The 14,053-nt window shown below is 37.7% G+C and carries 16 protein-coding genes; 12 read left to right on the top strand and 4 right to left on the bottom strand.

Annotated elements, in window-relative coordinates; genetic code table 11:
* The first annotated feature begins 264 nt into the window (after window positions 1-264).
* Window positions 265-1,416: an RNA-guided endonuclease TnpB family protein gene (locus AC1DG9_RS01340; RefSeq protein ID WP_337717011.1), complete on the top strand. Its 1,152-nt coding sequence runs from the start codon at window positions 265-267 to the stop codon at window positions 1,414-1,416.
* A 188-nt stretch (window positions 1,417-1,604) separates the two neighbouring features.
* Window positions 1,605-2,207 carry a GIN domain-containing protein gene (locus AC1DG9_RS01335; RefSeq protein WP_477634235.1) on the top strand — a complete coding sequence of 201 codons (603 nt, stop codon included), beginning with the start codon at window positions 1,605-1,607 and terminating at the stop codon, window positions 2,205-2,207.
* Window positions 2,208-2,275: 68 nt separating this feature from the next.
* On the opposite strand, the gene amaB is transcribed toward AC1DG9_RS01335, so the two are convergent.
* Together amaB and AC1DG9_RS01325 are read right to left on the bottom strand one after the other, a co-directional pair.
* Complete coding sequence (amaB, locus tag AC1DG9_RS01330; protein WP_288883369.1) at window positions 2,276-3,817, bottom strand: L-piperidine-6-carboxylate dehydrogenase; 1,542 nt, start codon at window positions 3,815-3,817, stop codon at window positions 2,276-2,278.
* Window positions 3,818-3,828: 11 nt separating this feature from the next.
* Window positions 3,829-4,293: a hypothetical protein gene (locus AC1DG9_RS01325; RefSeq protein WP_477634234.1), complete on the bottom strand. Its 465-nt coding sequence runs from the start codon at window positions 4,291-4,293 to the stop codon at window positions 3,829-3,831.
* Between the two features lie 287 nt (window positions 4,294-4,580).
* On the opposite strand from AC1DG9_RS01325, the gene AC1DG9_RS01320 reads away from it, so the two are divergent.
* The 7 genes from AC1DG9_RS01320 (at window position 4,581) to AC1DG9_RS01290 (ending at window position 10,487) form a co-directional block, all read left to right on the top strand.
* Window positions 4,581-5,984, top strand: a complete 1,404-nt coding sequence (locus AC1DG9_RS01320; protein ID WP_172662198.1) for a tetratricopeptide repeat protein — start codon at window positions 4,581-4,583, stop codon at window positions 5,982-5,984.
* Between the two features lie 69 nt (window positions 5,985-6,053).
* Entirely contained in the window at window positions 6,054-6,824 is a 771-nt protein-coding gene (locus AC1DG9_RS01315) for a phosphosulfolactate synthase (protein ID WP_048908386.1), read from the top strand.
* Window positions 6,825-6,866: 42 nt separating this feature from the next.
* Complete coding sequence (locus AC1DG9_RS01310) at window positions 6,867-7,610, top strand: shikimate dehydrogenase family protein (protein ID WP_172662197.1); 744 nt, start codon at window positions 6,867-6,869, stop codon at window positions 7,608-7,610.
* On the top strand, window positions 7,611-8,195 hold the full coding sequence (gene gldD, locus AC1DG9_RS01305) for a gliding motility lipoprotein GldD (protein WP_172662196.1): 585 nt from the start codon (window positions 7,611-7,613) through the stop codon (window positions 8,193-8,195).
* 19 nt (window positions 8,196-8,214) lie between these two features.
* A complete protein-coding gene (locus tag AC1DG9_RS01300) occupies window positions 8,215-8,853 on the top strand; it encodes an MBL fold metallo-hydrolase (RefSeq protein ID WP_288883364.1) in 639 nt (212 codons plus the stop codon).
* A gap of 17 nt (window positions 8,854-8,870) precedes the next feature.
* A complete protein-coding gene (locus AC1DG9_RS01295) occupies window positions 8,871-10,103 on the top strand; it encodes an ABC transporter permease (protein ID WP_337717005.1) in 1,233 nt (410 codons plus the stop codon).
* Window positions 10,104-10,106: 3 nt separating this feature from the next.
* A complete protein-coding gene (locus AC1DG9_RS01290) occupies window positions 10,107-10,487 on the top strand; it encodes a hypothetical protein (RefSeq protein ID WP_048908284.1) in 381 nt (126 codons plus the stop codon).
* Window positions 10,488-10,495: 8 nt separating this feature from the next.
* Here the strand turns inward: AC1DG9_RS01290 and AC1DG9_RS01285 are convergent, their stop codons facing one another.
* Together AC1DG9_RS01285 and mqnB are read right to left on the bottom strand one after the other, a co-directional pair.
* Window positions 10,496-11,341 carry a menaquinone biosynthesis family protein gene (locus tag AC1DG9_RS01285; protein WP_288883362.1) on the bottom strand — a complete coding sequence of 282 codons (846 nt, stop codon included), beginning with the start codon at window positions 11,339-11,341 and terminating at the stop codon, window positions 10,496-10,498.
* Window positions 11,342-11,375: 34 nt separating this feature from the next.
* Window positions 11,376-12,008, bottom strand: coding sequence for a futalosine hydrolase (mqnB, locus tag AC1DG9_RS01280; RefSeq protein ID WP_337717003.1), 633 nt, complete (start codon window positions 12,006-12,008; stop codon window positions 11,376-11,378).
* A gap of 84 nt (window positions 12,009-12,092) precedes the next feature.
* On the opposite strand from mqnB, the gene AC1DG9_RS01275 reads away from it, so the two are divergent.
* Genes AC1DG9_RS01275 through fabD form a run of 3 tightly spaced genes read left to right on the top strand, consistent with a single transcriptional unit; the run spans window position 12,093 to window position 14,046 of the window.
* Entirely contained in the window at window positions 12,093-12,503 is a 411-nt protein-coding gene (locus AC1DG9_RS01275; protein WP_048908287.1) for a 6-pyruvoyl trahydropterin synthase family protein, read from the top strand.
* 11 nt (window positions 12,504-12,514) lie between these two features.
* Window positions 12,515-13,144: a GTP cyclohydrolase I FolE gene (gene folE / locus AC1DG9_RS01270; RefSeq protein ID WP_172662190.1), complete on the top strand. Its 630-nt coding sequence runs from the start codon at window positions 12,515-12,517 to the stop codon at window positions 13,142-13,144.
* 20 nt (window positions 13,145-13,164) lie between these two features.
* Window positions 13,165-14,046: an ACP S-malonyltransferase gene (gene fabD, locus AC1DG9_RS01265; RefSeq protein WP_288883358.1), complete on the top strand. Its 882-nt coding sequence runs from the start codon at window positions 13,165-13,167 to the stop codon at window positions 14,044-14,046.
* The last annotated feature ends 7 nt before the right edge of the window (window positions 14,047-14,053 follow it).

Genomic DNA, 14,053 nt, shown 5'->3' with positions numbered 1-14,053 from the left:
GCTTTTCCCAAGTGGGAACACTGTTTTGTTGCTTCAATTTTCGAATTAAAGGTTAACGATTTGTGGAAGTGTAATTGGATTTTTGGCAATAGTAGAATAATTTTTGAAAGCATCATTTACTCTTTAGGGGATTGATTAAAAAAAGATTCATATTATAATTTAATTATTTTGAATGGACGCTTTGTTTTGCTAATATTTTTAGTAATTTAGGGTTGTGTTTGGCAGTTAACTAAACCCCTTCCATAAATATTAATTTCTGCATAGGTGAAAACAATATACAAGACATATCTCTTTGCTTTACGGCCTACAAAAGAGCAGGAAGATCTACTGAATAAGCATTTGGGATGCGCCCGATTTGTATTTAACCACTTCCTTAACGAAAGAATTGAACAATACAAGGAAGAAAAAAAGTCTTCTAATTATTATCAGCAGGCGGCCTCAATGACACAATTAAAAAAGAAAGTGGAAACCCAATGGCTGAAGGAAGTGAATAGCCAATCCCTTCAGGCCGCTTTACGAAACTTAGATACTGCTTTTTTAAACTTTTTTCGGGGTCATGCCAGGTTCCCACGATTTAAAAGCAAGCGAAAGAGAAACAGCTTTGCTGTACCACAATTTGTTGTGGTACATGACCACAAAGTGTATTTCCCAAAATTCAAAGAAGGCATAAGGCTAATTGAGCATAGGGAAATTAAAGGTGAGGTAAAACATTGCACGATAAGTAAAACCCCGACCGGTAAATTCTTTGTGTCTATACTATGTGAAGTACTATACATACCCATCCAACCAACAAGTAAGCATGTCGGGATAGATCTCGGCGTCAAGGATTTTGCGATTACTTCGGATGGTATTAGATTTAAAAATAATCATCATTTAAAACAATATGAAAGCGCATTAGCCACAGCACAAAAGCACCTTTCAAGAAAAGTAAAAGGATCAAACAGCAGAAACAGACAGCGTTTGAAAGTTGCGGCAATCCATGAAAAGATTACCAATACCAGACTTGACCTGCTACATAAAGTATCTACACAGATAACCAATGCGTACGATACGATATGTATTGAAGACCTAAATGTAAAAGGAATGATGGCAAATCATAAACTGGCAAAGCATATTGCAGATGCAAGTTGGGGAACTTTTGTCAGGTTACTGGAATACAAATCGGATTGGAATAACAAGCGCATAATAAAAATAGGCCGCTTCTATCCATCAAGCAAAACTTGTAACCAATGTGGATATATTCACCATAAACTAAAGCTTTCTGAAAGATCATGGACCTGTCCAAATGGACACACGTTAAACAGGGACATAAACGCCAGTAAAAATATCCTTGAACAAGGATTAAGAATTATGGGGGCGGAACTCTCCCATTACACGGATGGAGACTTAAATCAGACTTCTGTAAAAGAAGCGTAGGTCTAAGAAGTTCGAAGCACACAAATCTCTATTCCGTGTGTAGTTCACAATGGGTTCGTCGAGGGAATCAGACCGTTGGTCGTGAGTTAACTTCTGATGGTATAAAAGAGCTGGATTGGCTGAAACGTTTGCTGCAAATGAGGGTCTTAATAACAAAAACGCCTACAAAAACCCTAAAACTCAAAAATATGAAAACTCTAGCAAAAACATTATTCGCCTCAGCCTTGACAGCTATCTTTATGACTTCAACAGCTATGACAACATTCGCCACCAGAATTGATAAACAGCCAGTTGAATCTGCTGCTCCAATGACCTTTAATAAGGTGAAAGTGAGTGGAAATGTAAAAGTTATTTTGGTGCAAAGCAAAAGAGAGCACATAGAAGTAATAAATGGAGATTACAATCCGGATAAAACCTCTATTAAAAGACTTGGATATACTTTAATTATTAATTCAACAGAAGCTAATCGTGTAACTGTTTTGGTTTCAGTAAATGATCTGCAGCGTATAGATGCCTCAGATAAGGCTATTGTGAAAACTGATGGTAAGTTTGATGTTAAATATCTTCAGGTATTCTTAAAAGATGATGCAAAAGCCACCGTTAAAGCAAATACTGAAAGTATGTATACTTACATAAAAGATCATGCTGATTTGAAATTAAGCGGTACAACTGCAGATCACAACTTAGTAAAAGACGATATTTCTAAATTAGATACAGATCACCTGGTAGCTTTAAAAACAACAACAACTCCATTGAATCAGATAATGGTTGCARCCAACAAAAAGAATTAAAAAACAATTCTACGGTATAAAAAAAGCAGCTGGAATGTAACCCGCTGCTTTTTTTATGCAATGATATTTTAAAGATCAAATTTGATTCCCTGAGCCAGAGGAAGCGTATTTGAGTAGTTTATTGTATTGGTTTGTCTGCGCATGTAAGCTTTCCATGCATCGGAACCACTCTCGCGACCACCGCCTGTTTCTTTTTCACCACCAAAGGCTCCGCCTATCTCAGCACCTGAGGTGCCAATGTTAACATTGGCAATACCGCAATCGGAGCCCTGAGCAGATAAAAATTGTTCTGCTTCCCGAAGATTAAGCGTCATTATTGCCGAGGATAAACCTTGAGGTACGCCATTCTGTAAAGCAATAGCTTCGTCCAATGTTTTGTATTTTATCAGGTATAGAATTGGAGCAAAGGTTTCATGCTGAACGATTTTGTAATCATTTTTTACTTCTGCAATGCATGGTTTTACATAACAGCCACTGGTATAAGCCGGCCCTTCTAAAACGCCTCCTTCTACTATGAATTTTCCACCTTCGGTTTTGCATTTTTCAATGGAATCAAGGTAGCTGGCAACCGCATCAGTGTCGATTAACGGACCAACGTGATTTTGCTGATCGAGAGGATCGCCAATACGCAATTGACCATAAGCCTTTACCAGTTTTGCAGTAAACGCATCGTAAACACTTTCATGGATTATTAACCTGCGGGTAGAAGTACATCGCTGACCAGCTGTTCCTACAGCTCCAAAAACAGCACCGATTAAACTCATATCTAAATCTGCGTGCTCAGAGATAATAATGGCATTGTTGCCCCCTAGCTCCAGTAAGCTTTTTCCTAAGCGAGCACCAACTGCTACAGCAACTGCTTTTCCCATTCGGGTAGAGCCTGTGGCTGATATTAAGGGAACACGACTGTCATTTGTCATGAGCTCGCCCACCTCCTTATCTCCAATAATTAGATTGCAAACGCCTTCGGGAATGTCATTTGCTTTGAAAACATCAGCAATAATATGCTGACATGCAATGGCCGTGACAGGTGTTTTTTCTGATGGCTTCCAGATGCAAACATTGCCGCAAACTAAGGCCAGAGCAGCATTCCAGCTCCAAACAGCTACGGGGAAGTTAAAAGCAGAAATGATACCGACAATTCCTAATGGATGCCATTGCTCATACATACGATGGCTTGGGCGCTCAGAATGCATTGTTAAGCCATAGAGCTGACGAGACAAGCCTACTGCAAAATCGCAGATATCTATCATTTCCTGTACCTCGCCAAATCCTTCCTGTAGACTTTTACCCATTTCATAAGAAACCAGGGTGCCCAGGTCTTCCTTGTTTTTACGAAGCGCATCACCAAACTGTCGCACGATCTCACCACGCTTTGGGGCCGGTAAGCTGCGCCAGAATAAATAAACCTCTTCTGCTTTTTTTATTACTGTTTCATAATTTTCGGCACTGGCAACCTGTACGCTCGCTATCTTATTACCATTAACCGGGGAATCGCTGTTAAGTATTTTGGCATCTGATGAAGCTCCCCATTGATTACCTGTACTGTAGGCCGGATTTAAATCCAGTATGTTTAGGTTTTTTAAAACCTGGCTGATATTATTCTGCATAACTAAATAGTTTATAGGCAATTCTCTTTTCTCCGTGTATCAACAATATAGATGATCTTCCAGGTGGTTTTATCTTTAAACAGCTGGAAGGAATTAACACCGCAATGGCTAAATTTATTGTCAATATAGAACTTGTAATCTGTCCACACGCTGGCAAGATTCCCATCTATCAAAATTTTTGTAAATACAATTCGTTCATCATATTTTTCTTTGTGTGGTGTTCCTGTAAATTTGACAAAATCGGCGACCTTCTCATCACTTAATTTAAATTCCCCGTCTTTGGATTTATGGATGGTCTGCATAATTGCATTATTTGYAAAGGTAGCACTTACCATCGCGCTATCGGTATTTCTCATACCTTCAAACAATTTGTTTATAGTGCCTTTAACAAGGTCTTCTTCATGTTGCTGGATTTGGGCAGAGGTGTTAAATACCGTTGTAAGAAAAACAATAATCAGAAAGTTACATTTTTTCATTTTCATGAACTGTTGCATAAAGGGTTGATGTTTTCGTGACGGGAATATTACCCGTCTTAAAATAAAGTTACGTTATTTTGTATTGAATTAGGACCAGAACCCTTGTTTCATTCTCTATCTTGCTAAAACATTCTGAGGGTAGATGTTTAGGCTAACTATTATTATTTCAGTTGTTTATGGGCAAGGGTGTGTGTATGTTGAAAATTATTTGGTTAGTACTACTAATAATTGTTGTAAACTTATAATGTATTTTTAACACAGGGATCTGTTCTTTAATTATTTGATACATGGAAGAGGAATTTTATTTTGATTTTAGCGATGATGCGCAACGTTCAGTAGAGCGTTACGAAGAGATGATACGTAATCAGGATCAGTACTTTTTTGATGCCCAGGCTTTTGAAAATATTATTGATTACTACATTGAAAAGAACGACCCCGTAAAGGCATTGCAGGTAATAGAATATGCGTTAAATCAGCATCCTTATGCCGCAGTATTCCTGGTTAAGCAGGCTCAGCTGTTGTTTGTTACTGACCAAACCGAGCGTGCATTTTTAGCACTGCAGAAAGCAGAAATGCTTGAAGCATCGGAAGCAGAAATCTATATCCTTAGGGGGAATATCTATAATAGCCTTGAGCGTTATTCAGAAGCGTTGGATAATTTTCAGAAAGCACTTGAATTTGCTGAAACTACAGACGAGATCTTGCTGCAAATTGCTTATGTGTATCAAAACATGCTCGATTACGAGAGTGCTATTGTTTACATAAAGCAGAGTTTGGAGCAGAACATGGAAAACAAGGACGGATTATACGAACTTGCTTTCTGTTATGATATATTAGATAAGCAAGAAGAAAGTATTCAGTTTTATCAGGAATATATAGACAATGACCCTTATTCCTACGCTGCATGGTACAATCTTGCAAATTCTTATCACAAATTGGATCTTTTTGAAAAAGCAATTGATGCGTATGATTACGCCATCCTGATTAAGGATAACTTTGCATCTGCTTACTATAATAAAGGAAATGCTTTAGTTCAACTTGATCGTTTTGCAGAGGCTATAGAGGTTTATAAGCACACTTTTGAATACGAAAAACCCAATGCCGACACCTATTGTGCAATTGGGGAATGTTACGAGAAGTTGGAGCGTATGGACGAAGCGAGATCCTACTATAAAAAATCTGTAAAGATGGATCCCAAGATGGCTGATGCCTGGTTTGGGATAGGAGTAACGCTTAATTTTGAAGAACGTTTCTTTGAGTCACTTCATTTTTACAAAAAAGCAATTGAGCTTGATGAGGAGAATCCCGACTTCTGGTTTGCAATGGCAGATGCTTATTATAAACTGGGTCAGATAGAGCAATCTGTTGAAGCTTATTACAAAGTTCTTGAATATAATCCGGTGGATGTTGAAGCCTGGTTGGATTTTTCGACAGTTCTATATGAACAAGGTAAATTGCTTGAAGCCTCTGAAACCATTGCTGATGCTATAAAAAACAATCCTGATGCAGCAGAGCTCTATTATAGGATGGTAGCTTACTTGTTTGCCTTAGGAGAAAAGAACGACGCTTTGTTATATCTTGAGACCGCATTGGCCACAGATCCAGATAAACACTACATATTATTTGAATATTTGCCCCAATTACAGGAGAACGGTTCGATACTAGAAGTAATCAATCGTTATTTAAAATAAAAGATCGGACAGTTTTTATTAGTTATGCTGATGAAAACTGTCCGATTTTTTTTCACCTTTGTGAACAATATGAATTACCCATTGAATAATATACCCGAACGACCTGTAAAACCTAGGAACAAAGGAATTACGATGGTTATGGATAAAGGGCTAAGCTTAAGACAAACAGAAGACTTTATAGACGTTGCCGGAATACATACTGATATAGTAAAATTAGGCTGGGCTACTTCTTTTGTAACGCCGAACCTGAAAGAGAAATTGGCTATTTATAAGTCTGCAGGTATTCCTACCTACTTTGGCGGTACGTTGTTTGAAGCCTTTATTATCAGAAATCAGTTCGATGATTACTGTCGCGTGCTGGAGCAGTTCGATATGGAATACGTAGAAGTTTCTGATGGTTCAATCACTATTGAGCATGATTTGAAATGCGAGTTTATTCAAAAATTATCTAAGCAGGTTACAGTAATCTCAGAAGTAGGGTCTAAAGATGCGGCTAAAATATTTGCTCCGTATAAATGGATTAAACTTATGCAGGCCGAAATAGAAGCAGGATCGTGGAAAGTGATAGCTGAAGCCAGAGAAGGTGGTAACGTAGGTATTTACAGAGGATCTGGTGAGGTTAGAGAGGGCTTGGTTGACGAGATTCTTACTCAGATTCCAGAGGAGACAATCATTTGGGAAGCTCCTCAAAAGGAACAACAGGTATGGTTTATTAAGCTGCTTGGTTCAAATGTGAATCTTGGAAATATAGCTCCGGCTGAGGTTATACCTTTAGAAACCATTCGTTTAGGCCTTAGAGGAGATACGTTTGATCATTTCCTGAATTTGGCGAAGTTGTAATTTTATAARTATAAATATTACCCTTTAATTATAACTTACAGAATGAGAAAATTTGGGTTAATCGGTTTTCCGTTATCACATTCCTTTTCAAAAAAATTCTTTACTGAGAAATTTTTAAATGAACATATTCCCGATTGTGAATATGAGCTTTTTCCGATTGAACATATTGGGCTTTTAACTGAGCTTATTTCTAAAAATATTGAGCTGGAAGGCTTAAATGTAACTATTCCTTATAAACTTGCTGTTCTTCCTTTTTTAAATGAGGTTGATGAGGCTGCGGATCAAATAGGCGCAGTAAATTGTATTTCTATTCAGCGCAAGAACGGACAGGAATTATTAACAGGATACAATACTGATGCCTATGGTTTTGAAGAGTCTTTAAAGCCAATGCTAAATGAGCACCATAAAAAGGCCCTCGTTTTTGGAGATGGCGGAGCAGCTAAAGCTGTAAAATATGTTTTAAATAAACTAAACATTCCTTTTATAGTAGTTACAAGATCACCAACTTCGAATAGTATTCTTTATGATGCCGTAACTTCAACACTGCTTCAGGATTATACCATTTTGATAAATACCACACCATTGGGAATGTCTCCTAATCCAGAGACCTGCCCGGATATCCCTTATGAAGCATTAACAGAGAATCATTTGGCCTACGACCTGGTTTATAATCCGGAAGAGACAACGTTTCTTGCAAAATCCAGGGCTAGTGGAGCTAGTATTAAAAATGGATTAGAAATGCTGTATCTTCAGGCTGAGCGGTCCTGGTATATTTGGAATAAATAGATGAATAAGTTCACTTTTTTTTCTCTTTCTATGTTAATGATGTTGCTTTATGCTTGCACAGGGAGCGACTATTCTCCTAAGCCGAGAGGATATTTTAATATTGAAATGCCAAAAAAAGTGTACAAAACCTTTAATAATGGATGTGCTTTCTCGTTCGATTATCCGGTGTATGCAGAAATGCTGAACGACAGTAGTAAGGACACCAGACCGTGCTGGTACAACCTTTCTTTTGATCAATTTAACGCGCGTTTGCATTTAACATATTATGATATCTCTTCTAAAAAGGAATATGAAGGTCTGGTTGAAGATGCAAGGACTTTTGCATTTAAGCATACAGTAAAAGCGAACTCAATAGACCAGAAATTGATTAACTATCCGGGAAAGAAAGTTTATGGAGTGTATTATGCAATAGAAGGAAATACGGCCTCATCTGTTCAATTCTTTTTAACAGACAGCACCAAACACTATTTCAGAGGGGCATTATATTTTAACGAACGACCGCAGTACGATTCCATACAACCCGTCGTTTCCTTTATTAAGAAGGATATTGACAGAATGATTAGTACATTTAAGTGGATAAAATAAGGCCAGATAAGAATTTAAAATGATCAGTATACAAAGATTTACTTTTAACCCGGTAAGGGAAAACACTTATGTGTTATACGATGAAACGGGTGAGTGTGTAATAATAGATCCTGGAATGTATGATGGAGAAGAGCAAAACATTCTGGTTAAATTTATAAAAGAGCATAACCTAAAGCCAGTACTCTTACTAAATACCCATTGTCATTATGATCATGTATTTGGCAATAAGTTCGTTTATGACAATTGGGGGTTAAAACCACAATTCCATAAAGGCGAGTTGTATGTGCTGCAAGCAATACCAGGCTATTTGCCTCAAATGGGTTTACGTTATGAACTCTCTCCGGAACCTGAGGTTTTCTTATCCGAAACGGGAAAGGTTAAATTTGGTAACAGTGAACTTGATTTAATTTTTGCACCAGGGCACTCACCGGCACATTTATGTTTTTATGCTGCTGCTGATAATTTTCTTATTGGAGGTGATGTGCTGTTTTATTCAAGTATTGGCCGCACGGACCTCCCGGGAGGTAATCACATGCAATTGATCAACAGTATCAAAAATAACTTGTTTATATTGCCAGATGATTGTGAAGTTTTTCCGGGGCATGGGCAACCTACAACGATAGGCTTTGAGAAACAACATAATCCTTTTTTACAGTAACTTTTATTAATAAATAATTGAATACACCTTTCTACATAGCTCGCAGGTACCTTTTTGCGAAAAAATCTACCAATGCTATAAACATCATTTCCACAATTTCTGTGGTTGGTGTTTTTGTAGGGAGTGCGGCGTTAATTATTATTTTATCTGTTTTTAATGGGTTTGAGGAAGTTGTATTGAAAATGTTTAATACGATTACTCCGCAGGTTGTTATTTCGCCTGTTCAGGGTAAAACATTTGACCCAAATACGGCCTATTTCAATAAATTAAAGCAAAATAAGAGTATCTATTCGTATAGTGAAGTACTTTCAGAAAATGCTTTGTTAAGGTATAATGATAAGCAGTCCGTTGGTTTAATAAAGGGGGTTAGCCTGGATTATCTGAAAAATAAAAGTTTGGATAGCATTACTATTGAAGGTAAGTTTTTGCTTGAAAATAGTACTGGGGATTATGCCGTAATCGGGTCTGCAATTCAAACTTACCTGATGGTAAATACTACAGATCCGTTTAATCCATTGCAGATATTTTCTCCAAAAAAAGGGGGTAAAACGAGTTCCATTAATCCAGCAGATGATTTTACGGTATTATCAATTCCAGTATCGGGGGTTTTTGAAGTTCAGCAGGATTTTGATAATGTGGCTATTGTTCCTTTGAAATTTGCCCGGAATTTATTGGGAGAACCTCAAAAAATCACTTCTATCGAGATCAACCTAAAGCCAGGAATTAATGCGGATGCTTTTAAAAAGAATATTGAAGAAAATATAGGCAAGCATTTTGAAGTGAAGGACAGAATACAGCAGAATAAAGTGCTTTATAACATTCTGGGTAGCGAAAAGTGGGCGGTTTATATTATTCTTACTTTTATTTTAATAATCGCTATCTTTAATATAATCGGTTCTTTAACCATGTTGGTTATAGATAAACTGAAAGATATAGCCGTATTAAGCAGCTTGGGGGCTGGAAAAAAATTGATTAAACGAATATTTCTATTTGAAGGAATGATGATTACGATGACCGGCTGTATTGTTGGTTTAGTAGTTGGATTTCTCTTCTGTTTATTACAACAAAAATTCGGACTTATTAAAATGTCGCAAGATAATTTGGTGATCACCAATGCGTATCCGGTGGCATTTAAATGGAAGGATTTTCTGTTGGTGTTTTTAACTGTAAGTGTGTTTTCTTTTGTGGCATCAGCTTTGTCATCTAACTTAAGCGTGAAGAAGATAAACCACTTAAATCAAGATCTCTAACATATGAATCGATTTAATAAGAATTCAGTAGTTTTATTAGTGTTGCTTACAGGAGTAATTATGGCCTGTAACAGGAAGGATGCCGAAGAGACAGCAGGAACTACGAGAGTAATAAAAGGATTGTATAGCTATGGCCCCGAAATAAAGTCATTTACGGATTGTGATGAGGGTAGGGAGTATTGGGTAGCAGATAGCGCAAAAACACTGGAACTGGCTTACAGTAACTTTAATTTCGAGAAACCGTACGAACCTGTTTATATTGAGGTCGAGTGTCATTTAATCAAATCTGACAGTTTAATTGTCTCAGCAGATTTTGATTCTACAATGGTAGTAACCAAGGTGCTTAAAATAACGAAAGAAATACCTGACGGGCCTTGTAACTAATTGAGGGATTAAGGGATTAAATATAAATCATGTTCAATAGGCTGAATTAATCCCTTTTCAATGGCCAGCTTAAACAGCACATCTATTGCTTTCCTTCCTTCAATACCAAGATCAATGGAGTATTTGTTTACGTATAACTCAATGTGCTTATACATCACCTCTTCACTCATTTCCTGAGCATGCTCTTTAATGAAATCTATGCCTGACTTAGGGTTAGCAAAAGCAAATTCAACGGACTTCCGCAACAGTCTGTTTACTTTTTCCTGTATTTCTCTGTCAAGATTTCTGTTAATTACAATTCCCCCAAGTGGGATAGCACATCCTGTTAATTGCTCCCAGTAGCTTCCAAGGTCAACAATCTTATGAAGTCCTTTATCAGCATAAGTAAAACGATTCTCATGAATGATGAGGCCAACATCAATCATGTTATTAATTAAAGCGGACTCAATTTCAGAGAAAATCATTTCCTGTTTGTCTACTAAATGGGGAAAGGCGATCCCCAATAGAAAATTTGCTGTGGTATACTTTCCGGGAATTCCAACTTTAAGATTTGCTGTTAATTCTTCCGGGTTATGAATAAGGTTTTCATTTTTACAGATAAGCAGAGGGCCTACACCAAATCCAAGGGCACTTCCTGCGTCCAATAGCGCATATTGCTTATACACATGGGCAAAAGCATGAAAACTTAGCTTGGTAATGTCTAACTCACCTCTGAAAGCTTTTTGGTTTAGGGTCTCTACATCGTCGAAGAACACCTCAAAGTCTAAGCCTTCAGTATCAATTTTATGGTGTATGAGGGCATCAAAAATAAATGTATCATTTGGACACGGAGAAAAGCCAAGACTTAGTTTCATGGCCTAAAGATAAGGAGTATGAAAAGTTGAATAGTTATGTATTTGTCAAAAATCCAAGTGTCCACTCATTTAGGTTTTTTACGGCAATGCCGATATTCCAGGCGGCTTTGTTTCTTGGCTCAACATAATTGGAAATGCTGCGGATCTGCAGGCATGGGATGCCGGCTTTTTCACATCCATATAATACGGCAGCTCCCTCCATACTTTCTGTTACCGGATTTAAACGGGTTTTAACTGCCGAAATGCTTACTTCATTTCCATGAACGCGATTAACGGTTATTCCTTTTACTTTTTTCAGCTTTGTGACCGACTCGCTTAGCAGGTTGTTATATGCAGAATAGCTGCTTTTGCCAAACCCAAGTTCATCAATACTGATAAAATGTTCCTTGTTTTCGGCTCCAAGCTCTGCGAACTCATCTACAGTTATATTTAGTACTGAACCAAGGGGGATGGAACGATCAAAGCATCCGGCGATGCCCAGGTTTAACACAAGGTTATATTTAGCTGATAGATGCTGGCCTAAGGCAAATGCTGTTGCTGTCATMCCTACACCCGTAATTAGAATGTCAAATTCGGGAGTTTGCATGAAATCTTTTTCAGGGAGCTTAAAATGCTCGGTTAATAACCCGATTTCTGGTCTTGTGGCGGCAACTAGCAGAATCTTCATAAACATCTAAGTTAGTGTTAAACCTTTCTACTTTAAGCTTTCTGCGTATATTTGTTTGTTAATTACAAACAATAACCTTTTATAATGATATATATCACAAGAAAAGCATCATTCAACGCAGCGCATAAACTTTCGAGGCCAGACTGGACTGAAGATAAAAATACGGAAGTTTATGGAAAATGTGCTAATCCAAACTGGCATGGACATAATTACCAGCTGTATGTAACGGTTAAAGGAGAGATCAATCCTGAAACGGGATTTCTGGTAGACTTAAAGTGGTTAAAGGACATTACAAATACCCAGGTAGTTGATAAGATCGATCATAAGAACCTAAATCTTGACGTAGATTTTATGAAAGGGAAACTTGCCTCAACGGAGAATTTGGCCATAGCTATATGGGATGAATTGTATGCACTTATTGCCGAATCAGGAGCTCAATTGCACTGCATAAAAATTTACGAAACCGAGAATAATTTTGTTGAGTATTTCGGTTAATAATCACAGATATGAATCATACAGATCATTTAGATGAGACAGAAGACGGGTACATAAAAATTGACCGTTATAACGAAGAAAAAATCACCTCGGTAGCTAATCATTATAAAGATATCTTAGGTCAGTTAGGCGAAAATCCGGAGCGAGAGGGGTTAATTAAAACTCCCGAACGGGTGGCCAAAGCCCTTCAGTATTTAACTCATGGTTATGACCTTAACCCGGCCGAAATACTACGTGGAGCTATGTTTAAGGAAGACTATAGCCAAATGGTTGTGGTGAAAGATATAGAGGTTTTTTCTATGTGCGAACATCATATGCTTCCGTTTTTTGGTAAGGCACACATTGCTTACATCCCTAATGGACATATTGTTGGTTTAAGTAAAATACCGCGTATTGTTGATGCTTTTGCCAGACGATTACAGGTTCAGGAACGCTTAACAAATGAGATTAGAGATTGTATTCAGGAAACCCTTAAACCTACTGGCGTTGCAGTTGTGATAGAGTGCAAGCACTTATGCATGGCAATGAGGGGAATACAAAAACAAAATTCTGTTACCACCACATCGGCGTTTACAGGAGAATTTGCAAAAGATAAAACAAGAGCTGAATTCTTAAGATTAATAACAGCCAACTTACATTAAAAAAAAGAACCAACGTATTTATGAAAGCATATGTATTTCCAGGTCAGGGTGCCCAATTTTCAGGTATGGGAAAAGAACTATACGAAAATGAGCAGGCCAAAACATTATTTGAAAAGGCAAATGAAATTATAGGGTTCCGCATCAGTGATATTATGTTCTCTGGTTCGGATGAAGAGCTTAAAGAAACTAAGGTAACACAGCCTGCAATATTTTTACATTCTGTTATTTTAGCCAAAACATTAGGCGAAGGATTTAAACCAGATATGGTTGCCGGACACTCGCTAGGCGAATTCTCTGCGCTTGTTGCCGCATCGGCATTGTCATTTGAGGATGGTTTGAAACTGGTTATTGCACGGGCGAATGCAATGCAAAAAGCATGTGAACTTCAACCGTCAACTATGGCCGCTATACTTGGTTTAGCAGATGAAGTAGTTGAAAATATTTGCAATGATATTGATGAGGTAGTAGTAGCTGCAAATTACAACTGCCCTGGACAGATCGTTATCTCGGGAAGTATTGAAGGTGTAGATATCGCTTGTCAGAAGTTAACTGAAGCAGGTGCAAAGCGTGCATTAAAGTTGAATGTAGGTGGTGCATTTCACTCTCCATTGATGGAGCCAGCAAGAATAGAATTAAAAGAGGCTATTGAAAATGTGACCATATTGCCTCCGGTGTGTCCTATTTATCAGAATGTAGATCCTACACCAAATACAGACCCTCAAAAAATTAAGTCGAATTTAATCACCCAATTAACAGGTGCCGTGAAGTGGACACAGACTATAGAGCGGATGATTGCCGATGGAGCAACTGAATTTGTAGAAGTTGGCCCGGGAAATGTATTACAAGGTCTGGTGAAAAAGGTTAATAGAGCAATGCCAACAAGTTCTGCAACTACAATCTAAACCTGGT

It is taken from the genome of Pedobacter sp. 05L430 (genome assembly GCF_056397585.1).
This window is presented reverse-complemented; position numbering and strand designations above follow the sequence as displayed.